This window comes from Pseudoalteromonas ruthenica (assembly GCF_008808095.1).
In the GTDB taxonomy this organism is placed as follows: Bacteria; Pseudomonadota; Gammaproteobacteria; order Enterobacterales; family Alteromonadaceae; genus Pseudoalteromonas; species Pseudoalteromonas ruthenica.
Map to the genome: position 1 here is coordinate 1704215 of NZ_CP023396.1, position 20275 is coordinate 1724489.

Annotated in this window: 19 protein-coding genes; 9 read left to right on the top strand and 10 right to left on the bottom strand. The window is 46.7% G+C overall.

Annotated features, from left to right (window positions below):
• Positions 1 to 107: 107 nt before the first annotated feature.
• From PRUTH_RS08075 to PRUTH_RS08100, 6 genes are all read left to right on the top strand, one after another.
• Positions 108 to 914, top strand: a complete 807-nt coding sequence (locus tag PRUTH_RS08075) for a cytochrome C assembly family protein (protein ID WP_022945759.1) — start codon at positions 108 to 110, stop codon at positions 912 to 914.
• 90 nt (positions 915 to 1004) lie between these two features.
• Positions 1005 to 2288, top strand: coding sequence for an HlyC/CorC family transporter (locus PRUTH_RS08080; RefSeq protein WP_026111228.1), 1284 nt, complete (start codon positions 1005 to 1007; stop codon positions 2286 to 2288).
• Positions 2289 to 2588: 300 nt separating this feature from the next.
• A complete protein-coding gene (locus tag PRUTH_RS08085) occupies positions 2589 to 3038 on the top strand; it encodes a GyrI-like domain-containing protein (protein WP_151173012.1) in 450 nt (149 codons plus the stop codon).
• Positions 3039 to 3162: 124 nt separating this feature from the next.
• Positions 3163 to 4200, top strand: coding sequence for an acyltransferase family protein (locus tag PRUTH_RS08090; RefSeq protein WP_151173013.1), 1038 nt, complete (start codon positions 3163 to 3165; stop codon positions 4198 to 4200).
• Between the two features lie 25 nt (positions 4201 to 4225).
• The gene (locus PRUTH_RS08095; RefSeq protein WP_151173014.1) at positions 4226 to 5050 is read left to right on the top strand and encodes an alpha/beta hydrolase; all 825 of its coding nucleotides are present in this window, start codon (positions 4226 to 4228) and stop codon (positions 5048 to 5050) included.
• A 59-nt stretch (positions 5051 to 5109) separates the two neighbouring features.
• Entirely contained in the window at positions 5110 to 5523 is a 414-nt protein-coding gene (locus tag PRUTH_RS08100) for a GFA family protein (RefSeq protein ID WP_151173015.1), read from the top strand.
• Here the strand turns inward: PRUTH_RS08100 and PRUTH_RS08105 are convergent.
• The 6 genes from PRUTH_RS08105 to rluD all read right to left on the bottom strand — a co-directional run bounded on the left by PRUTH_RS08105 (position 5512) and on the right by rluD (position 13308).
• Positions 5512 to 6120, bottom strand: a complete 609-nt coding sequence (locus PRUTH_RS08105; RefSeq protein ID WP_151173016.1) for a transglycosylase SLT domain-containing protein — start codon at positions 6118 to 6120, stop codon at positions 5512 to 5514. The two genes, PRUTH_RS08100 and PRUTH_RS08105, sit on opposite strands and share 12 nt — an antisense overlap.
• Before the next feature lie 109 nt (positions 6121 to 6229).
• Positions 6230 to 7819, bottom strand: a complete 1590-nt coding sequence (gene gshA / locus PRUTH_RS08110; RefSeq protein ID WP_151173017.1) for a glutamate--cysteine ligase — start codon at positions 7817 to 7819, stop codon at positions 6230 to 6232.
• A gap of 60 nt (positions 7820 to 7879) precedes the next feature.
• The gene (locus tag PRUTH_RS08115) at positions 7880 to 8821 is read right to left on the bottom strand and encodes an NADP-dependent oxidoreductase (protein WP_151173018.1); all 942 of its coding nucleotides are present in this window, start codon (positions 8819 to 8821) and stop codon (positions 7880 to 7882) included.
• A gap of 116 nt (positions 8822 to 8937) precedes the next feature.
• On the bottom strand, positions 8938 to 11514 hold the full coding sequence (clpB, locus tag PRUTH_RS08120; RefSeq protein ID WP_045978196.1) for an ATP-dependent chaperone ClpB: 2577 nt from the start codon (positions 11512 to 11514) through the stop codon (positions 8938 to 8940).
• A gap of 86 nt (positions 11515 to 11600) precedes the next feature.
• Positions 11601 to 12341 carry a peptidoglycan editing factor PgeF gene (pgeF, locus tag PRUTH_RS08125; protein WP_151173019.1) on the bottom strand — a complete coding sequence of 247 codons (741 nt, stop codon included), beginning with the start codon at positions 12339 to 12341 and terminating at the stop codon, positions 11601 to 11603.
• Entirely contained in the window at positions 12331 to 13308 is a 978-nt protein-coding gene (gene rluD, locus PRUTH_RS08130; protein ID WP_053910294.1) for a 23S rRNA pseudouridine(1911/1915/1917) synthase RluD, read from the bottom strand. Before rluD ends, pgeF begins: the two co-directional genes overlap by 11 nt.
• A gap of 123 nt (positions 13309 to 13431) precedes the next feature.
• Here rluD and PRUTH_RS08135 point away from each other — a divergent pair, with 123 nt between their 5' ends.
• Positions 13432 to 14190, top strand: coding sequence for an outer membrane protein assembly factor BamD (locus tag PRUTH_RS08135; protein WP_045978199.1), 759 nt, complete (start codon positions 13432 to 13434; stop codon positions 14188 to 14190).
• 74 nt (positions 14191 to 14264) lie between these two features.
• Here the strand turns inward: PRUTH_RS08135 and PRUTH_RS08140 are convergent, their stop codons facing one another.
• Positions 14265 to 14603, bottom strand: a complete 339-nt coding sequence (locus PRUTH_RS08140; RefSeq protein WP_022945250.1) for a P-II family nitrogen regulator — start codon at positions 14601 to 14603, stop codon at positions 14265 to 14267.
• 129 nt (positions 14604 to 14732) lie between these two features.
• Between PRUTH_RS08140 and PRUTH_RS08145 the strand changes: the two genes are divergently transcribed.
• Positions 14733 to 15287 (top strand): GspH/FimT family pseudopilin, encoded by a 555-nt coding sequence (locus tag PRUTH_RS08145; protein WP_151173723.1) that lies wholly within the window; start codon positions 14733 to 14735, stop codon positions 15285 to 15287.
• Between the two features lie 48 nt (positions 15288 to 15335).
• A complete protein-coding gene (locus PRUTH_RS08150; protein WP_151173020.1) occupies positions 15336 to 15875 on the top strand; it encodes a GspH/FimT family pseudopilin in 540 nt (179 codons plus the stop codon).
• Positions 15876 to 15878: 3 nt separating this feature from the next.
• Here PRUTH_RS08150 and PRUTH_RS08155 read toward each other — a convergent pair whose 3' ends face one another.
• From PRUTH_RS08155 to PRUTH_RS08165, 3 genes are read right to left on the bottom strand one after another with little or no spacing between them, the layout of a single operon-like run.
• Positions 15879 to 16187 carry a TapY2 family type IVa secretion system protein gene (locus PRUTH_RS08155; protein WP_022945253.1) on the bottom strand — a complete coding sequence of 103 codons (309 nt, stop codon included), beginning with the start codon at positions 16185 to 16187 and terminating at the stop codon, positions 15879 to 15881.
• 5 nt (positions 16188 to 16192) lie between these two features.
• The gene (locus tag PRUTH_RS08160; protein WP_045978203.1) at positions 16193 to 16597 is read right to left on the bottom strand and encodes a type IV pilin protein; all 405 of its coding nucleotides are present in this window, start codon (positions 16595 to 16597) and stop codon (positions 16193 to 16195) included.
• On the bottom strand, positions 16597 to 20259 hold the full coding sequence (locus tag PRUTH_RS08165) for a pilus assembly protein (RefSeq protein WP_151173021.1): 3663 nt from the start codon (positions 20257 to 20259) through the stop codon (positions 16597 to 16599). Before PRUTH_RS08165 ends, PRUTH_RS08160 begins: the two co-directional genes overlap by 1 nt.
• Positions 20260 to 20275 lie beyond the last annotated feature (16 nt).

Genomic DNA, 20275 nt, shown 5'->3' on the forward strand with positions numbered 1-20275 from the left:
TCCCAGCACCAAGTGCAAAGCAAAGGCAATTAGATCTAGGCAAGCGTGTTCGCTTTAAATACAATGGCTTCTTGATGGAATAATAACTACGAGCAAAAAAGGTCATCATGCTGATTACAATTTTGACACTGTTGAGTTGTGCTTTTTACGGTGCTGCTACCGCGCACGTATTGTCTCGCTTGTTTGATGCCAAAGGCCCATCGCAAAAAACCACGGTGATCCTCAGTACACTTGCGATTTTGACGCACATGGTGTTGCTCGTAAATGCGGTATTCACCACCCAAGGCCAAGACCTATCTTTTATTAATGTATCGCTGCTGACCTGCTGGGTTATCGTATTATCAGTGACCGCCGTGTCACTGCGCTTTCCAGCCACCTTATTGCTACCTGTCGTGTATGGGTTTGCCACTATTTTGTTATTCGCTAGCCTATTTATGCCGCACGATATCATCGTGCAAAGTATTCGCCTGGAAATTGGGTTAGTGACACATATCTCTATTTCACTGCTGGCTTATTGCGTGCTGGTGATTGCTACCTTGTATGCGGTGCAGTTTTATTTCATCGACAAACGCCTTAAACGCAAAGACCTAGCCATTGTATACAGCCACCTGCCACCGCTGATGGTGGTCGAACGGCAACTTTACCAATTAGTGTTTGTTGGCACAGCTTTGTTGAGCCTCGCCCTGCTCTCTGGGTTTGTATTCCTAGATTCCATGCTGGCTATTGAAAACGCGCATAAAACGGTGCTTTCCATTATCGCCTGGGGGGTGTTTTTAGCCGTTGTTATTGGCCGCAAGCTGCGAGGTTGGCGCGGCAAATCCTCTGTGATCACTATTATGGTCGGTGCCGGCCTACTCACTCTTGCCTATTTTGGCAGTCGCTTTGTCCAAGAAGTAATATTGCAGCGTTTTTAAGCAATTACTTTATCTTCAGGGCAAGTTCACTTGACTACGCGCGGCGAGTGCCGCTTAATATACCTTGATTTTTAATAGAAGGATCCTTCTTTGGACGACATATCGACGAGTACGTTGTTTATCATTCTAGCAATACTGATCGTACTCTCCGCATACTTCTCTAGCTCCGAAACTGGGATGTTGTCGATAAATAAATTTCGACTACGCCACCTAGAAAAACAAAAACACGCCGGAGCCACGCGAGTCAGCAGCCTACTCAAGCGCCCTGATCGCCTTATCGGCTTGATCCTTATTGGCAATAACCTTGTTAATATTGCGGCCTCTTCAGTGGCCACGATTATTGGTATTCGCCTGTTTGGCGATGTTGTCGGCTTAGCGGTGGCCACTTTTGGGTTGACCTTTATTTTATTGGTCTTTGCAGAGGTGACTCCGAAAACCATTGCCGCCTTGTACCCAGAGAAAATCGCCTTTCCAAGCTCGCTGATTCTTAAAAATTTGCTGCGCTTAACTTTGCCTTTTGTGATTGCCCTAAACTGGATCACAAACGGTTTGTTGCGTCTGCTTGGCTTTAGCCCAGAGCAAATGGAAGAGCACAGCCTTTCTAAAGAAGAGCTGAAAACCGTGGTAAGTGAAGCCGGGGCCATGTTGCCGGCCAAGCACAAAAGCATGCTGACGTCGATTTTAGACCTTGAGCAGGTCACCGTGGAGGACATTATGATCCCACGTAATGAAATTAACGCCATTGATGTTAATGATGACTGGAAGGTGATCAGTAAGCAGCTCACCAACTTACAGCACACCCGAGTGCTTTTATACCGTGACCAAATCGATGATGCCGTGGGCTTTATTCATGCTCGAGACGCACTTCGTCTACTCACCAAAGAGCAGTTTAATAAGTCGTCGCTGCTTCGCGCAGTAAGGGAGATTTACTTTATTCCCGAAGGCACCTCTTTGAATACCCAGTTACACAAGTTTCAGCAGGTTAAAGAGCGTATTGGCTTAGTTGTTGACGAATATGGTGATATTCAAGGCCTAGTTACACTTGAGGATATTCTCGAAGAAGTAGTTGGCGATTTCACCACCACACAAACCCGGCCACCAAGCGAGGAAGTCAGTCAGCAGGATGATGGCTCCGTGCTAGTTGATGGCGGTGCCAATATTCGTGACCTCAATAAAGAAATGGGTTGGCACCTTCCCCAAGATGGGCCAAAAACTCTTAGCGGCCTGATTGTCGAATATTTAGAAGATATTCCCGACGCCAATTTAGGGCTTAAAATTGAGGGCTACCCGATTGAGGTCATGGAAGTAAAAGAAAACATGATTAAGCTGGTACGTGTGCTCCCACAGCAGCGTCGCAAGAAGTCGAAAGACTAGCCACCCTTTTAGGGCTGCTACCTTTTCCAGGTAGCAGCCTCTGTCGATGTGTAAACAGCCTAATAGTCCGCAATGCGATAAAAAGACCCACAAACCAAATCGGTTTATAACCTGACTGCATTTGTGGTCGCTAAAAAATAAGCACGAGAAACACCCCATAAAGAGTCATGCTCGCTTTCAGCGCCCAACATATACTTAGACATTATCCTTTGCCTTTGCTAACTTCATGACTTTATAGATAAATAATATGCACTAGGCTGGGTATACAGGCAGTACATAGTTAAATAGCAAGGAAGCGATATGAAGATACATGAATTAGATGGCTTTGCAGTGACAGGTTTTTTGGCTCGCACTACGAATGCAGACGAAGCCACCCCTACTCGAGCAAAGATTAGCAATCTTTGGGCTAAGTTCAACACAAATGCGGCTCCACACCTAACCGGTCAATCAAGAATATTTGGTTTATACACAAACTATGAATCTGATTTTACTGGGGCTTTTGATGTGATCGCGTGCTCGGACACATTATCACCAAACATGATATCAGAATTGATACATATCGAAGTTCGTTCAGGTAAGTACCTCATTTTTTCATCAAATGGTGAAATGCCACAAGCAGTTATAAAACTTTGGCGCGAAGTTTGGCACTATTTCAATTCATCTAATTGCCCCTATCAACGGGCCTATACAACAGATTTTGAATACTATAAAAATGATAATGAAGTAGATATTTATATTGCAGTAAAATGAGCATAACCAGCCGGTAAGCCTAGCAATAACTGGCTGCAATAATGTTAGTTAATAATTTCAACTGCAGCGCTAACTCTTCACGCCCTACGGCGAATAATAATAATGTTCAGATTAGGAGTCTAGGTTGGAAATTAGAAAGCTGAATGCCTTGCGAGGGCTCGCTGCACTTATTGTTTTCTTTACACATTTCAGTGATATAACCCTCTGGTTTGATGGCGCACTAGGAGGCGGCTCCGGTGCCTATGGGGTGATGCTATTCTTTTTACTAAGCGGCTTTTTAATGGCATACCTTTATTTAGGTAAAGAGTTCAATCGCACTAATCTCACGCGCTATTTATTGGCCCGAGCAGCAAGGGTGCTGCCCTTGTACCTAGCTGTGGTGTTTACCTCGTTCATACTCGCTAAGGGCGGGAATGACAGCCTATATAACATACCTGATGTCAACGTCTTACTCGGCCACTTGCTATTTATTCACGGCGAGAGCGTGCTTTGGACTATTCCACCTGAAATACACTTTTATGTGGTTTTTATTGTTTTTTGGATGCTGGCTAAAAATAGAACAGGCTATATTTATCTCGCTATTGTGGCGGTAATGATTGTGCTGTTTTTTACCAACTTTCCGAGGATTTATGGCGATATTTATGGAATACCCTATAACCTCTTTAGCATATTGCGCACCTTACCTTTCTTTTTTGTGGGTGTGATTTTGGGCTTACTGTACCCCACCCTAAAAGTGCCTAACTACATGCGAAAGCACCGCTTTGTACTGGTTCTTCTGTTAATACCACTTATGTATCCACAATTCACTCCGATAACCAGCGGCGATGAAAGACGAATGTGGCTAAGCTATGAAGTGTTACTAGTTATGAGCACGGTATTCTTTTGCGTCGTATTTCTCGTCCCTGATAACAATATTGTACTCGCCAATCGCCTTGGTGATTTCATCGGCAAAATCTCCTATTCGCTATACCTGCTGCATATGCCCATTATTATGCAGGTAAATAAGTTGGCGTTGACTGTTGAGCTCAAACTCATTGTCGCCTTAGCACTAAGCATAATGGTGGCCTACTTGTCATACCGATGCTTCGAGCAACCTATCGCCAAGCGTATTCGTCACCTCACAGCGGCCAAAGCACAGGATACGCCTGTGCGCACCAGTTAAACTATTGTCTATTCAGGAGACGACCTTGAGTTATTTACTGTATTTTATTCTTATCGTTACATGCGCTACAGGGCTCGCAAACGAGCCCTTTGAAATACCAAGAAGTGCAGTTATCGAATTAACAGAGCCTGCAAGCAAACGGGTATACCCTGTATTTATAAAGCTGCCTCGCTCTTATGCGATAAATAAAGATAAAAAGTATCCCGTCATTTACCTGATGGATGCCTGGTATAGCTTTCAGATCGCTTCAGGTGCTACACGCTTTCCGATGAACAGCGGCACAATGAAAGAGGCTATCATTGTGGGGATATCCTATTCACGAGACTCAAAAGGCCCATCTAGTCGAATAAGAGACTACACACCGGCGCAAGCCACAAACTGGAAGTTTCAAACTGGCCATGCTGATGGTCATGCTAAGTTTATCCGCGAGAGCGTCTTCGCCTATATTGAGCAAAACTACCGAACCCTCCCCTCACAACGCACGTTTGTGGGAAACTCATTAGGGGGGTTGTTTGGCGCCTATATCCTGTTCAATCACCCTGATATGTTCAGCAGTTATATAATCGGCAGCCCATCGGTATGGTTCGCCAATAACGATATTTTACACTCATCTGTGATGAAACCTCGTTTACCAACCAAGGTCTATGTATCAGTGGGCAGCTTGGAACAGCCAAAGTATGGAGAAAAGCAGCATATGGTGGCTGGGGCGCAAAAACTAATAGAGAAAATGACCGCTGAATGCGGAAAAAATACGACGATTAAGTTTCGCATTATTGAAGGGGCTAAACACGCGACAGCGTTTCCGAGCACCTTAATCCAAGGATTGGACTGGATTTATGCGCAGCAATAAATGAGCAACTACAGTGGCACTGGCTAAACTTGTAGTAATGAAAACAAAGGAGAAGGCTTATGCAAGGCAGCTGCTTATGCGCACAGGTACGCTTCGAAATAAAAGGTGAGTTCAGTCATTTCTATTTATGTCACTGCAGTCACTGCCGCAAAGACAGTGGCTCGGCGCACGGAGCAAACTTGTTCTCAAACTCGGCTACACTCACTTGGTTATCAGGTGAGCCGTTGGTAAGACATTACCAACTCCCACACAGCGCTCACTGCAAAAGCTTTTGTAGTCGGTGTGGCTCGGCATTACCCATGTATCAACAACAAGGAGACTTACTCGTTGTTCCTGCAGGCTCGCTCGACGATGACCCTAATATCAATGTCACAGCACATATTTTTTACGCCGATAAAGCGCGCTGGGAGAAGGGCTTTGAAGATAGCCAGCGCTTCAGTGGTGCTCCTAAGTTGCAGCAATCAGAAGAATAAGCGCTCAAACCAGTTCTTATCTAACTCCTCTTCGCAGCGCTTAAGCTGAACCGCATAACGACTGGCACGACGTTTCACTTTATTCGCGGCGCGCATTAACCAAGCCTTACTGCGATAGGTGCCGCGTTTATAACCGCCCCACCCTTCGTGATAGTTAAGGTATTGAGCATACGCATCCCACTTCGAAATGCCGTTAATCTGATGTGTTTTCCACACAAACCACGCCATAAAATCGATTGCATCGTCAAAATCGTCACGATCAGCGCCGCCGTTATCGGTTTCGCGTGTGTAATCTTCCCAGGTCATGGTCTTTGCCTGTGAGTAACCATAGGCGTCACTGGCACGACCTGCGGGGATGATCCATAAGAAATATTCCATGGGCGGGGCAGCGTCATGACGAAAGGAGCTTTCTTGATACATCATCGCCATTAACACATGTTTAGGCGAGCCCCAGCGCTCTTGCGCGTCCTTGGCATCAAAATACCAATCTTCTTTCTCTTCAAAAATCTTGCAGATATCATCAGGTTGCTTAGGTGGCGCGGTCGCACACCCAGCAAGTATAAACAGGGTAAAAATAAGCGATAAATTTTTTTTCATTTATTTTGAACTTAATCCGCAAGCCTTAGTCTGAACTTATGAATGCAGCAGTTTAGCATTGTTTCATCCCTGTAGAATAATTTGCGCGGCTACCTTAGCCGCGCTTTTTTTATGCTTCTATCTTTTCCACCGCAAAGTATTCATCTAAAAAGGCTTCAAAGCTCACAGTGTCTTCCTGCTCCACCTGCTGTTGTGCCTTAACCGACAGTTCGGCTTGCTCAGCTAAATGTGCGTCGTCAAAGCATTGGTACTGCCACTGACTATGAGCGTCGCTGTAACGTTGTGCCAATTGCAAGGCAAACTGACCATTGTCAACATCATCACTGAGTAATTGTTGTAGGTAGCGCCCTGATATGGTCTTACTAGGATCGCTCACCCAGCTCTGTAACTCAGCAATGGTATTCTGATAAACATCGCTGCCATGCGCTTGGTCCATATAGTCAGCGACTTTTGCAAGATCGGTAAAAATGTCCTCGGCCCATTGCTGCAAAGAGACAGACTCGTCACCGCGTTGCAACTGCAATTGCGGATCGCGACCTTGATTGACCACCCGATCGAGGTTCTCTTGTGTCTGGCCTTGCTCCTGCCAATCCATGTGCGGCGATGCCTTTAATAAGCAGTAGGTCAAAAACACATCCAAGAAACGAATTTGCGTTAAATCGATGCCGGTATCCGCAAAGGGGTTCACATCCAAAGCGCGAATTTCGATGTATTCAATGCCGCCGCGCAATAACGCCTGCGTTGGCTTCTCGCCAGAGCGAGCATTGCGTTTCGGGCGAATAGGCGAGTAAAACTCGTTTTCAATTTGCAGAATATTTTTATTTAATTGCTGCGGTTTTGGTGCATGATAATCATCAAGATGCTGGTACAACTCAGAAGGTGAGTTGATCGCGCTCTTTAAGCCAGCAACATATTCCTCCAATGAGTTATACATTACCCGCAAGCTCGATTGGGCGCTATTAGTGTAACCCAAATCACCCAAACGCAGAGCTGTGCCATGCTCAAGGTATAGGCTACCTTTACCAAGCTTTTTAAACGGTAATGAGGTTTCTTGCCCTTCTAAAAAGGAGCCGCACAATGCCGGTGATGCACCAAATAAATAGCTAATTAACCACAATTCGCGTTTAAAGTTACGAATTAGTCCTAAGTAATTGTCGGAAATAAAAGACTGTAAGTCACCACTTTGCCCAGCTAAACCCTGCAAGGTTTGCCAAAACGTTTGCGGATAAGAGAGATTGAAATGCACCCCGGCTATGGCCTGCATCATACTGCCGTAGCGGTTTTTTAACCCCTCTCGGTATAGCGTTTTCATACGACCGACATTGGATGAGCCGAATTGCGCCAACGGGATTTCATCTTGGCTTTGGATATAACACGGCATACTCACCGGCCACAATAATTCATCTTCAAGTTGCGCAAGAGTGAACTTTTGTAGGTCACGCAACTGAGCCAATGTTTCCTCAGGATCGGTGCTTACTGGGGTAATGAATTCAAGTAAAGCTTCAGAAAAATCGGTGGTGATCATCGAGTTGGTTAAGGCACAACCAATCGCCACTGGGTGGGGCTTTGTCGATAACCCGCCGCTGCGATTGGTACGCAGCGCCTCGCGCTCAATACCCCGAACAATGCCGACAATTGCGGCTTGATTTTCAGCGGACGACAATTCGCTAAGACGCTGATTTAATTGTGTACAAGTCAAAAAATACTACCTCTAGCCAAGCGGCTTAATTCTGTTGTTATGGGGTGCGCTGCCAAATACTCAAGTCCAAGGCAGTAAAATAACTTTCTCTTTGCTGCTATTTTGCTCTAAACGCTGATGCGCCATGCCCGCTGCCGAGAGCGGCATAGTGCAGTGAGCCAGCTCTAAGTGACCTTGGCGATACCACTGGTAAATGCGTTTAAGCTGGGCATTGTTTTTAACCACCAGCACGCCGCATGCAGTCACTCCTTGCTCATTGGCCGCAGCAATAATCTCTTTTTGTGACAATGTCGGAATAGTGACTACACGACTGTGTGCACTTAATCCTTGTAAACAACGCTTCCCGACCTCCAGGCCCACAACATCGAGCAAATAACCCTTACGTTGCTCAGCCACAAACTGGTCATAACTTATTTGCTGAGCGCAAGAAGCGACACTTTTTGGCAGCTCACTGCGGCTAATAGCAACAACCTGATACCCCATTCGCGCGGCAATTTGTGCAGCTAACGAGCCGACTGTGCCATTAGCACCATTAATGTAAATGGGCTGACTTTTTGGACAGGCGAGCGCCGAGAGCGCTTGGAAGGCCGTTAACCCTGCCAAACACAGACCGGATAGCACCGCATCTTCATTCACCGCATCGACTTTAATGAGTTCGTTTTCACGGGCCAAACAATACTGTGCATAGGTCCCTGGCTGGGTGGCAAAGCCAACCATACCCATTACCTTATCACCCTTTTTAAGCGTTTTTACCGCCTCACCACAGGCGACCACCTCGCCAAACAGATCATAGCCTAAGCTCATAGGCAGGCGATGTTTGTTCCGCTCTGCCGCAAAGCCGATACCGGCGCGGGTTTTTACATCAATGGGGTTAATAGCGGTGCTCAGCACCTTGATAAGTAACTCATGCTCACCGGGCTTTGGTCGCGATAGGGTCACTGGTTTTAGCACCCCTGGCTCACCAAAAGCATGAATGACCATGGCTTGGTATCCGTGTTCCATAGCTAACACTATTGTTGAATGATTGCTCCTAAACCTATATTGACATTACCACTGCATGGACACAATAAAAAAGGCGACAAATTATTGCCGCCTTTCGTATGAGTTATAACTGACCTTTATTTACAGCTAAATAAAAAGCCTTGCTCGTCAGCATCGATGGAAATCAAGTTGCCATCAGCCAACTCACCCGCCAACAGCTTCTGTGCCAGTGGGTTTTCAATGGCCTGCTGGATAGCCCGTTTTAAAGGTCGAGCACCATAGACCGGATCGAACCCGCCCTCGGCCAGCTTAGCTAATGCCGCATCGGTGATTTCCAATAGGTAGCCTTTTTCAGTGAGCCGCTCATGCAACTTCGCCAACTGAATATCAGCAATCTGCTTGATGTGCTCTCCGGCTAGTGGATGGAATACCACGGTTTCATCAATACGGTTTATAAACTCTGGCCTAAATTGCTGCGCCAGCACCATCATCACTTTGTCTTTCAATGTGGCGTAATCATTATTCCCAGCTTGCTCTTGGATCACATCCGAGCCCAAGTTAGAAGTCATAATGATCACCGTGTTTTTAAAGTCCACGGTGCGCCCTTGCCCGTCAGTGAGACGACCATCATCCAATACCTGTAGCAAGATATTGAATACGTCTGGGTGCGCCTTCTCCACTTCGTCAAGCAGTACCACCGAGTAAGGACGACGGCGCACAGCCTCGGTGAGGTAGCCGCCCTCTTCATAGCCAACATAGCCCGGAGGCGCACCGACCAAACGCGCCACTGAATGTTTCTCCATAAACTCTGACATATCGATACGAACCATGGCATCTTCGGTGTCAAACATCAGTTGCGCCAATGCTTTGGTCAGCTCGGTTTTACCCACCCCTGTAGGGCCCAAGAATAAGAATGAGCCTATGGGTCGATTGGGATCAGCTAATCCTGCACGAGAGCGACGGATGGCATTGGCAACAGCAGTGACCGCTTCGTCTTGGCCGATAACGCGCTGGTGCAGCTCGTCTTCCATCTGCAGCAACTTCTCACGCTCGCCTTGAAGCATTTTCGCCACTGGAATGCCGGTCCAGCGTGAGAGGATCTCGGCAATCTCGTCTTCACCAACTTTATTACGCAGCAAGTTCATATCTTGCATTTCAACTTGCGAGGCAAGGTCTAATTTGCGCTCCAGCTCGGGAATTCGGCCGTACTGCAGTTCTGACATTCGCTGTAGATCACTAGCTCGACGTGCCACCTCTAAGTCCAAACGCGCTTGCTCGAGCTCCGCTTTAATCACTTGAGTGCCTTGCAGCGAGGCCTTTTCCGCATTCCATACTTCGTCCAACTCAGCATATTCACTTTCCAGCTCTTGGATCAGCTCCTGCATTTCCTCACGGCGCTTTTGGCTGGCCTCGTCCTTTTCTTTAGCTAAGGCATTGTCTTCAAGTTTCAACTGAATGATACGCCGCTCAAGGCGGTCCAACTGCTCTGGCTTAGAGTCAATTTGTAAACGAATGGAAGAGCCCGCCTCGTCTATTAAGTCGATGGCTTTATCGGGCAATTGCCGGTCGCTAATATAACGGTGCGATAAATTCGCCGCTGCAACGATCGCCGGATCGGTGATTTCCACAGAATGGTGCAGCTCATAGCGCTCTTTTAACCCACGCAAAATAGCAATGGTGTCTTCAACACTCGGCTCATTTACCAATACCTTTTGGAAGCGACGCTCTAAAGCCGCGTCCTTTTCAATGTATTGACGATACTCATCTAAGGTTGTCGCCCCAACACAATGCAATTCACCCCGTGCTAGCGCCGGTTTAAGCATGTTCCCAGCATCCATGGCGCCGTCGGTTTTACCCGCACCAACCATAGTATGAATTTCATCGATAAAGAGGATCACTTGCCCCTCTTCTTTAGCCAGCTCGTTGAGGACCGACTTAAGACGCTCCTCAAATTCGCCACGGTATTTAGCTCCGGCCACTAAGGCGCCCAAATCCAGCGATAACACGCGCTTATTCTTAAGGCCCTCAGGAACCTCACCGTTTACGATACGCTGCGCTAGGCCCTCAACTATCGCCGTTTTACCAACGCCCGGTTCACCAATTAACACCGGGTTATTTTTAGTGCGCCGTTGTAACACTTGCACGGTGCGACGGATTTCCTCGTCACGACCAATAACGGGATCAAGCTTGCCTTGCTCGGCCCGCTCGGTAAGATCGATGGTGAATTTCTCAAGCGCCTGACGAGTATCTTCAGCGTTGGGGTCATCCACTTTTTGCCCGCCGCGCAGTGCGTCTATGGCTTTTTCTACCTTACCTGTGGTGATATTTAGAGCTTTAAAAATCTCTCCTAAAGGCCCCTTATCTTCACAGGCAGCCAGTACGAACAGCTCGCTGGAAATATATTTGTCTTTACGCTTTTGCGCATATTTGTCGCATAAGTTCAGCAATGACACCATGTTATTGGACAACTGCACGTCGCCACCGACGCCCTCCACTTTAAACAACTTCTCAATTTCTTGAGAAAGCTTAGTGTTGAGCTCATCGGCGCTGACGCCTGCTTGCGCAAAAAGAGCACGCACACTCGAGCCTGTTTGCTGCAATAGTGCGTACATTAGGTGTACGGGTTCAATAAATTGATGATCGCGACCGAGTGCTAATGATTGAGCATCGGAGAGCGCTTGCTGAAATTTGCTGGTAAATCTATCTAAACGCATCTGTTTGTTTCCACTAAAACTTTAATTACCTATTTAATGGGTGCTAGCGCGCGTTTGATCAAGTTATACGGTTAAAATTTTGGTGATTATTTGCGCCAGATCACACTGGCCATACGACCAGTTTGGCCATCGCGTCGATAAGAAAAGTAGGTATCGGCAAGGGTATAAGTGCAGGCCTGAGCTTTAGTGACATTACTCACACCAGCTCGATTAAGCGCAAGCTCGGCTAATAGTGGCAAGTTGGCGAGAAATTTGTCGCCGTGTGCTGTAAAGCCCTGCTGATAGTCGCCACTGTGAGCGCAAAATTGGCTTTTAACCTCATTCCCGACCGCAAAGGCTAAGGGCCCTATAGCAGGCCCAAGCCAAGCATGAATATCTTTCGCGGAGGTGTTAAATAAGGGTAACGCCCGCTCGATGATGCCTCCGGCAAGGGAGCGCCAACCACAGTGCAACGCGGCCACTTCAGCGCCATCTTGGCTGGCTAATAAAAGCGGCAAGCAATCAGCAGTCATAATAGCCAAAGGCTGCTTTGACAAGCATGTGAACAGGCCATCCGCTTCGATTCTAAGCTGTTCACTGTACTGAGTAACACAATGAATATGGGTGCCATGTACTTGGTTTACATAACAGGCAGGACGCGGCAGTTGGCTGTTGAGCACAGCGCGATTGGCGAGCACAGCTGACTCTTGGTCGCCCACATGCAGCCCCACATTAAGACCGCGATACACGCCCTGACTATACCCGCCTTGGCGGGTGCTTTGCAGCCCCCCTACCAGGGACTCATCAGCGCCCCAGGTTGGGGTATAAAATGGTGTTTTAGAGGTCATCGTAGCCGTTGGCTTCGGTGTCTTGGCGCAGCGCTTCGGTCAGCGCCACCATGTCCTCAGGGACTGGGGCCTGCCAGCGCATTTGCTCACCGGTGATCGGGTGTGCTAACTGTAACTTAATGGCATGCAAAGCCTGGCGTTTGAAGCCTCGTAAGGTCGCCATAAACTCTTCACTGGCATGCTTAGGAGGACGTGGGCGTCCGCCGTAAAAGGGGTCACCAACAAGTGGGTGACTGATATGCGCCATATGCACACGGATTTGGTGGGTACGACCCGACTCTAGGCGCAGCCGTAAGCGTGTATGAGCGCGGAACTTTTCAGCAACTCGGTAGTGCGTCACGGCTGGCTTGCCAAATTCATTGACGGCCATATGCGTACGTTTAGTGGCATGACGACCGATGGGCGCATCGACCATACCGCCTGCGGTCATGGTGCCATAACAGATAGCTTCATACTCACGGGTGAAATTTTCACGTTTTTGCAATGCCGCAACCAAATGCGTTTGTGCCGGCAAGGTTTTCGCAACCACCATCAACCCTGTAGTGTCTTTATCAAGACGATGGACGATACCCGCACGAGGGATATTTTCAATCTCTGGACAATGATGCAATAACGCGTTTAACACTGTGCCATCTGGGTTGCCGGCACCAGGATGGACCACTAAGCCCGCAGGTTTATTGATCACCAAAATATCGTCATCTTCGTAGACAATATCTAAAGCAATATCTTGTGCTTCATATTCTCGCGGCGCTTCAATTTGCGCGTTGATCTCTACGTGTTCACCGCCCAACAGCTTTTCTTTGGGGGTGTTTAAGGTGAGGCCATCAACCTGCACCATATCATCGAGAATCCACGTTTTTATTCGTGAGCGCGAATAGTCCGGGAACAATTGCGCCAAAATTTGGTCTAGACGTTTACCGCCTAGTTCCACGGGGACCTCTGCACTGAGGGAAATTTGTTCTGCCATAAGCAAGTTTTACCTAATTTACCAGTGCAAGCTCTGCTCGACTGGGTTAGAATCGCATAATTCGCATAGTTTACTCGGTTTTACCTACTTGGCCTAGCCGAAGACAACGAAGGTACCTAATTAATGATAAATAAAATAAGTAAACGGGCACTTGCAGTCGTATTTACGGCCTCCTTACTTAGCGCATGTTCATCCGCGCCAGAACAACAAGAAATTGAGCGCGTACCCAACAAATCCGCACAAGCTTTGTATGAAGATGCACGCGAAACCTTAGATTCAGGCTTATATGCCCGGGCAATCGAGCTACTTACCGCCATTGATTCTCGCTATCCGTTTGGCCCTTTCTCTAAACAAGTGCAAATGGACTTAGTCTATGCGCATTACCAAACTGGCAATACAGAGCAAGCTTTGGCCACTATTGACCGCTTTATTCGCTTAAACCCGAACCACAAAGACTTAGACTACATGTACTACATGCGTGGCTTGGTCAATATTAAGGCCGATAAGAATGCCTTCCAAGAATACTTTGGTGTAGATCGAGCCGATAGAGACGCAAAACGCACTCGAGTGGCCTATAAAGACTTATCAACTCTAGTCAACAACTACCCTGACAGCAAATATGCACCTGAGGCAAAGCGTCGTCTTGCTTGGCTACTCAACCGCATGGCTCGCAACGAATTGAAAGTGGCACAGTATTATTACGAGCGTGAAGCCTACCTGGCCGCAGCAAATCGCGGTAAGTACGTTGTTGAGCATTTCTCACAAAGCAGTTACCTTGAGCCTGCGTTAGAAATGATGGTGAAAAGCTACGAAAAACTTGGCTTACCAGATATGGCTGAACATGCCCAACAAACCCTTGAGGCAAATAAACGCGAACGCTAAGTAACGCACACATAAAAAAACCGATGCTGTGAAGGCATCGGTTTTTTTATATTTATAAATTAAATCACATGCTTTTAAATCGCTTCTTCGTCTTCCTCTTGCGTACGGATACGTACCACTCGCTCGACTTCCGTCACGAAAATTTTACCATCGCCTATTTTGCCGGTTTGTGCGGTTTTCACTATAACTTCGATAGCACGCTCGACATCTTCATCGGCTAGCACGATATCGAGCTTCACTTTTGGTAAAAAGTCGACCATGTACTCGGCACCGCGATAAAGCTCAGTATGGCCTTTTTGGCGACCAAATCCCTTAACCTCACAGACCGTCATACCGGTGATACCAACTTCTGAAAGGGCTTCACGGACGTCGTCTAACTTAAATGGCTTGATGATGGCTTCTATTTTTTTCATGACTTTTTATATTCGCGATGACAGATGCGCCGATTTTAGTCAATTGTGAGTGTTGAAGCAAACGCCCAAGGGGTGACTAATGCGTTAATAGTGTTAAAATTAATATAATACCCACATCAGGATGAAGTTATGAAAACCTGTAACACCTCAACACCTAAGGGCTTCACTCTCGTAGAGTTACTGATAACCATTGCAATTGCAGGCATATTACTGGCTATCGCATTATTTGATAGCACGCAAATGTCAGCACAGGAAAAAGCGAGCAATTTTAGTACCGAGCTCAAACGTAACGTAAAGTTCGCCAGAGCCAAAGCGATGACCACGGGCGACCCTGTAATTGTGTGCGCCATGACCAATCCTGGTAGCTCAGGAAATTGCCTCAATAGTTGGCAAAGTGGCACCATCGTGATTTTTTCAGACATAAATAACAACGGCACATTCGAGGCCAATGCAGATATCCTGCACCGCTCTATCAACAACTTAGTCGCTAACAGCCAGCTTGTGCACAGTGGCAATACACAAAGCTTGCGGTTTGACCAACGCGGCCAGCTGACCGCAGGACAAAACGGGTCCTTTATATTTTGTCCCACCGATGACAACGAGCATAACGTGGCAGTCTCAGTAATGGCCTCGGGAACGGTACGAGACTTAGGTAAGACCGAGCAAGCTTGCACATCAGGCTAACTGTTCTACTATTTACAAGACCAATAAAGGATTATTGAGGCGTTAAGGATGAACGCGCTTGCAACCCCCATGTGCTCACATATAACAAATGTAGGCACAACCTTGATTGAGCTGCTTGTTACTATCGGTATTGCCGCGATGTTTGCAGCCGTCACTTTATTTAACGCCCAAGATTGGGCATATCAAAACCGCCGCTCAGATTATATTGAACAACTCTACACGCACCTGTTTGCGGCAAGATCGTACGCTATATTCAACAATCATTACGTCAGCGTATGCCCTGCGATTGCTGAGCGCTGCGTACCGAATTGGCAAAATAATATAATGGTGTTTGTTGATAATAATAACGATAAACAGCGCGGCGGCGATGAGCCGATTTTGAATATTCTCACTGTTCCGATTGGCTACGATACCATCGACTACCCAAGACGAGCTGTTACTTTTAAACCTACGGGGGCTCTAGGTGGCTTTCAATCTGGTAGCTTTGTGTACTGCTCAGTGGAAGATAAATTAAACCAGCCTGCCTATCGTATTACCGTTAGTCAGACTGGTCGATTGCGGATAAAGCAAGACAGTGATAAGTGCTAAAAGCTAGCGCAGCTTTTTGGCATCTAGAGCGCGAGCCTCAGCTGAGCCAAACTGCTGTTTGAATTCAACACATTGAATGACTTGTTCAACCCTCGTTGCTTGCTGCTGTTGTGGTGCTGCGTACCCCCTCTGATACGCAGCAAGCTCCGCTTGGTGTCGGCTCTTTTGCTTTACTTGTACGTCTATCACCTGGTTTACACCCGTTTCCAGTGATACGTAACACTTATATTCATTAAGTAACCTAAGCTCTACTTTCGCACTGGCCTGAGTCGCAGCTATTACAACTAAGGCCAAAAACATATATCTGAACATTTATATCACCTCTTCCAGCAAGTGTCGGTGTCAGCGCTCCCTGTCGACCCCTTCACACCCACTTCATTAATTGTGAAAGATGCGCACTCGCCGTCTTTTAAAGCCACCCCAGAAGCTGGAGTAGCAGTAATAATAAAGCTTCGAGCATTCACTGTTGCCGACAATGAGTACAAATCTGACTCCGTTGAATTTGAAAGCCCGAGATCGGCCATGGAGGTTGTGTATTGACGATTATCGGCAAAAAACTGCTCTTGTTTGCTTGCAGCGTCTAGCAAGGCCGTCATAGCCTCTGAACGGGCGCTACTGATAACAAACTGCTGATAATTGGGGTAAGCAACAGCTGCCAAAATACCTACAATAGCAACAGCCACCATGAGCTCAATCAAGGTAAACCCTTTAACATGCTTCATTAATCAATTGTCTCCTCTTTATATATGTAAGTGCGATGCGTTTTAAACCCAAATGGGTTTTCATCACAACTTGCCATACCGCAGTCTCCGGGACGTCCGTTTGGCTCAATCGATTTCGCTTTCAAGGTGCCTTCACCATCACCTTTACCCGCACCAATTAAAATAAACTGACTTTCACTTTCTTCCTCTGCGGTATCCGGATCATCTACCTTGGTAAAGAACAGTGTCGGCGTATCAGGCACCTTATTCCCTAAATCAAATTTTAGTTGATCATACACTTTTGCACCGTAGTGCAGATGGAATGCATACAAGCTACCACCACCACCTTTGAGCGAGCACTGCTGCAGATCATTCTCTTCCGAGGGAACAAAAGTCGTGAAATAAGCAACACCACCGACCACGGCTGCTGCTGACAACGCCTTCTCATTTGCACCAAGGCTATACTTCCATCCTGAGAATTGAGCGAGATCTTTCTCTAACTCAACAAAACCACTGTCGTCATTTAATTTGGCGGTGAACGGATCATTAGTAATATCCATTAAATCATCCATAGTGATAACGGCTGGTATATCTTCACCACGCAACGACTGCGTTATGGTATTTTCATCACGCAGCATAATTAGATGATTATCTTCGCTTGCGTCAAGTGGATGAGCCCGGTTACCACTACCGAGTACGATTGCTTCATAAGGCGTTTCCTCACGCACAACTTGTGTCGAAGACTCTTCATCAATGATAGTGGTGTATTCGGACACTTTACTAAAGTAAGTTCTTGCCACCTCCGGCTGATAGAAGAATCGACGCTCGTTGCCAGAAATTGACAAATCAGCAATCTGCACGGCTGTCCATGGCTCACTACCTACAGGATTATCCGTCGGTAAATCAAATCGCCATACATCGCCACCGGTATCAGCTGCGTAAAGCCGATCGGTGAAACCATCGTAATCAGAATCAAGCAACGCTATATCACCGGGAATGCTGTGCTGTCCCTCATAGGTGGTATTACCATTACCATTAGCGCCAGGAGTAAAAGACCACACTAAATCGCCGGTTTGTGCATCTAAGATATAAACACCCCGGCCAGAGTTGTCCGGGCTAATATTGTCAGCATCTTTATTAATGTCATAGCCTGCGCCTACAATCACAACTGGTTTAGTGCCGTTTTTCTCTATAAACGTGACTTTAGGCTGAGACCATGTTTGCCCGAGCTCGCTCATACCTGCGGTATTGGCGTCTACCTTCCACATTAGCTTCGGCGAGCTTGGGGTACTTATATCAAAGGCGTAGTAAGTATCACCGCCGCGACGCATACCAGTGAATAACCATACTCGGTCGGTCGGGTCGACGACACCGTTCTCATTTTTATCATCGAAGTACATAGAGGGTGAACCATCCATACCATACACTTTCTCGCCTTTTATATTGCGACGTAAAGTAGTGAGATTCGGATAAAGTTCATAAGGGATGAAGCTCCACTCCTCTTCAATGGTATTGCCGTTGTCTTTGAAAAGATGCAATGAACCGCCATTGGTTCCTACCGCAATGCGGATACTGCCGTCGCTGTAAGCTATCGCAAGTGGTTTAGAATGCAGCGGGTCGGCGAATATATCACTACGCAGCTCTGATGTATTACCATCGGAGTCATCATCATCAACGTCTTTACCTTTAGCCCATTCGAATAATGAGTCTAGCCGTTCAACGGGTGTGCCGAGATAAGTGCCAAGGTCGGCTTGAGAGCCTGCATAGGATAACGCATTCGCCAAGGTAAATTTCGGCATTTCGCCTGTCCCTGCACCAATATCAGTGTAAATCGTGCGACTATTAAGAGCTGCCAGCACCGCGTTTACGCCACCTTTTTTAACCTCGTTGCCATCGGCTTTGCCATCTTTCGTCCAAAAAGTAACGGCGCTGTCTTTAATATTTCCTTCACTGCCTGAGGCACCATCAATAGCCAAGTTGCCTTTACTGTCAACAATTTTGGTGCCATCTACTTTTAACTTTTTCAAATTACCCGACCAACGCGCACCTTCTTCAGGTAAAAACATGGCATAGTAGACCGAGTCGAGTGTTTGGGTTCTATCGAAGTTGTTACTGGCTACGGCTGGCGCCGTAAATGTAGTATTTACTTTGAGGATTTCTGCTAACGCTTGGCCAAAAGATTGCGATAGTTCAATGGCATTTTGCGCCGCAAAATACCCTTTGTCACCGTTACTTTTTGTTGCTGTCGCCGCCTCTTTAAGCAGCCCAGCAGCATCATCAGCACCATCACTAAAACCAATGGTAAAAGTACTCACACGTTGTATATCGTCTACTGAGGTATTCACATCATTGTGATGCATCCAATGAGTTAAGTTCGGCAGATAGTTAGAAGTGCTTAACGTGTCATCATTGTAGGGAGTCGTTGAGGTCACCACTGGATCACTGATATCAGGCTGGTTAGTCGTAGAAACAAGGGAAGACACTAAGCCATCTGCCGCTTTGTCCACCGTTGGAACACCATCAGTAATGAGAATAATGTAAGCTTCTTTAGAGCAACCACCAGAAAACGGTGATTTATATACACTATTGCTGACTGCCGAAAGATCCATTGCAGGGGTGTTACCTGTATATCTAAAGCCACACTCGTTTCTTCTGCAATTGGTATCATCATCGCCGTACCACACACTTTGGCCAGCGAAAAAGCGGAACGCCTCGTAAGTTGTCTCACATAATGGTGTATTGGTTTCACCATCAATGCCCGAAATTTCACCGATAATATCGGCGTTGCTCTGGCCAAAATTGGCAATGACCCTGCCACCATCTCGGGTATTTTCTCTAGGGTAGTTAAGGTTGAACACCATTAAGCCGAAATCGACAATGGGTGTGGCGTTTAGCACCGTCGTGATGGATTCTTTGGCCACATCTAACTTGGACTTAACCTCTGTCTCTTTGTCCGTCGCATGATACCAACGCAGGTAATTAGGATGGTAAAGTGTCACGACCTCACCGCCACTGAAATCCGCGCTGGCTTTGTCTTTTTGCTCCTTCGTCACGGAACTTGATTGGGTGTAAAAGTCATTTCTGCTTTTTGATGCGCCGCTAATAGGCAAGCCCGTCAACTCGGTGTCCCCAGACTTATAGGTTGTGCCGCCTATCTTTATCTCCAACCCGGTATTATCAGTATTCTCGTTAAGGATATCATCGAGGCAGTCAAGTGCGGAGATAGTATTGGCACCGCTATTGTCTTTGAGATCAACCCAAGAGCCGGTATTTCCTTTATATTGATGCTCTCGAATATAGCCGGTATAGAAGCCATATTGCTGCAAAGACTCTCTCGCAGCATCACACCCGTTAACATAGCTATGAAAGCGCTTGGTATCACTGTTGCTGTCAGTACGCGGTAGCTGCTGATCCACGCCTGAACCAATAGTAAAATAAACGAAGTCTTCATTAAGCGAGTTATCAAAAGAGGATACGACATCATAGGTCACATCAGGGTCGTAGCTTTTTGTCGTTTCTATCAGCCCATTCATACTGGCTGAGTTATCAAAAATAATAAGTACTTGAGGCTTTCCTGATGAGGTGAAAAATTTATTGCCTACATAAAGTTCAATATCCTCACCAAAGGATTTGCTCACACTGAAGGTGAGCGATGCTATTACTAATAATTTAAACAGTTTCATGTCATTCACCTATATG

Coding starts and splice junctions, on each gene's coding strand:
- PRUTH_RS08160 (WP_045978203.1), bottom strand. CDS start 16,597: ATGAAGCATGTTAAAGGGTTTACCTTGATTGAGCTCATGGTGGCTGTT.
- PRUTH_RS08145 (WP_151173723.1), top strand. CDS start 14,733: ATGAAAACCTGTAACACCTCAACACCTAAGGGCTTCACTCTCGTAGAG.
- rluD (WP_053910294.1), bottom strand. CDS start 13,308: ATGGCAGAACAAATTTCCCTCAGTGCAGAGGTCCCCGTGGAACTAGGC.
- PRUTH_RS08140 (WP_022945250.1), bottom strand. CDS start 14,603: ATGAAAAAAATAGAAGCCATCATCAAGCCATTTAAGTTAGACGACGTC.
- clpB (WP_045978196.1), bottom strand. CDS start 11,514: ATGCGTTTAGATAGATTTACCAGCAAATTTCAGCAAGCGCTCTCCGAT.
- PRUTH_RS08135 (WP_045978199.1), top strand. CDS start 13,432: ATGATAAATAAAATAAGTAAACGGGCACTTGCAGTCGTATTTACGGCC.
- pgeF (WP_151173019.1), bottom strand. CDS start 12,341: ATGACCTCTAAAACACCATTTTATACCCCAACCTGGGGCGCTGATGAG.
- PRUTH_RS08075 (WP_022945759.1), top strand. CDS start 108: ATGCTGATTACAATTTTGACACTGTTGAGTTGTGCTTTTTACGGTGCT.
- PRUTH_RS08165 (WP_151173021.1), bottom strand. CDS start 20,259: ATGAAACTGTTTAAATTATTAGTAATAGCATCGCTCACCTTCAGTGTG.
- PRUTH_RS08100 (WP_151173015.1), top strand. CDS start 5,110: ATGCAAGGCAGCTGCTTATGCGCACAGGTACGCTTCGAAATAAAAGGT.
- PRUTH_RS08150 (WP_151173020.1), top strand. CDS start 15,336: ATGAACGCGCTTGCAACCCCCATGTGCTCACATATAACAAATGTAGGC.
- PRUTH_RS08085 (WP_151173012.1), top strand. CDS start 2,589: ATGAAGATACATGAATTAGATGGCTTTGCAGTGACAGGTTTTTTGGCT.
- PRUTH_RS08155 (WP_022945253.1), bottom strand. CDS start 16,187: ATGTTCAGATATATGTTTTTGGCCTTAGTTGTAATAGCTGCGACTCAG.
- PRUTH_RS08105 (WP_151173016.1), bottom strand. CDS start 6,120: ATGAAAAAAAATTTATCGCTTATTTTTACCCTGTTTATACTTGCTGGG.
- PRUTH_RS08115 (WP_151173018.1), bottom strand. CDS start 8,821: ATGGAACACGGATACCAAGCCATGGTCATTCATGCTTTTGGTGAGCCA.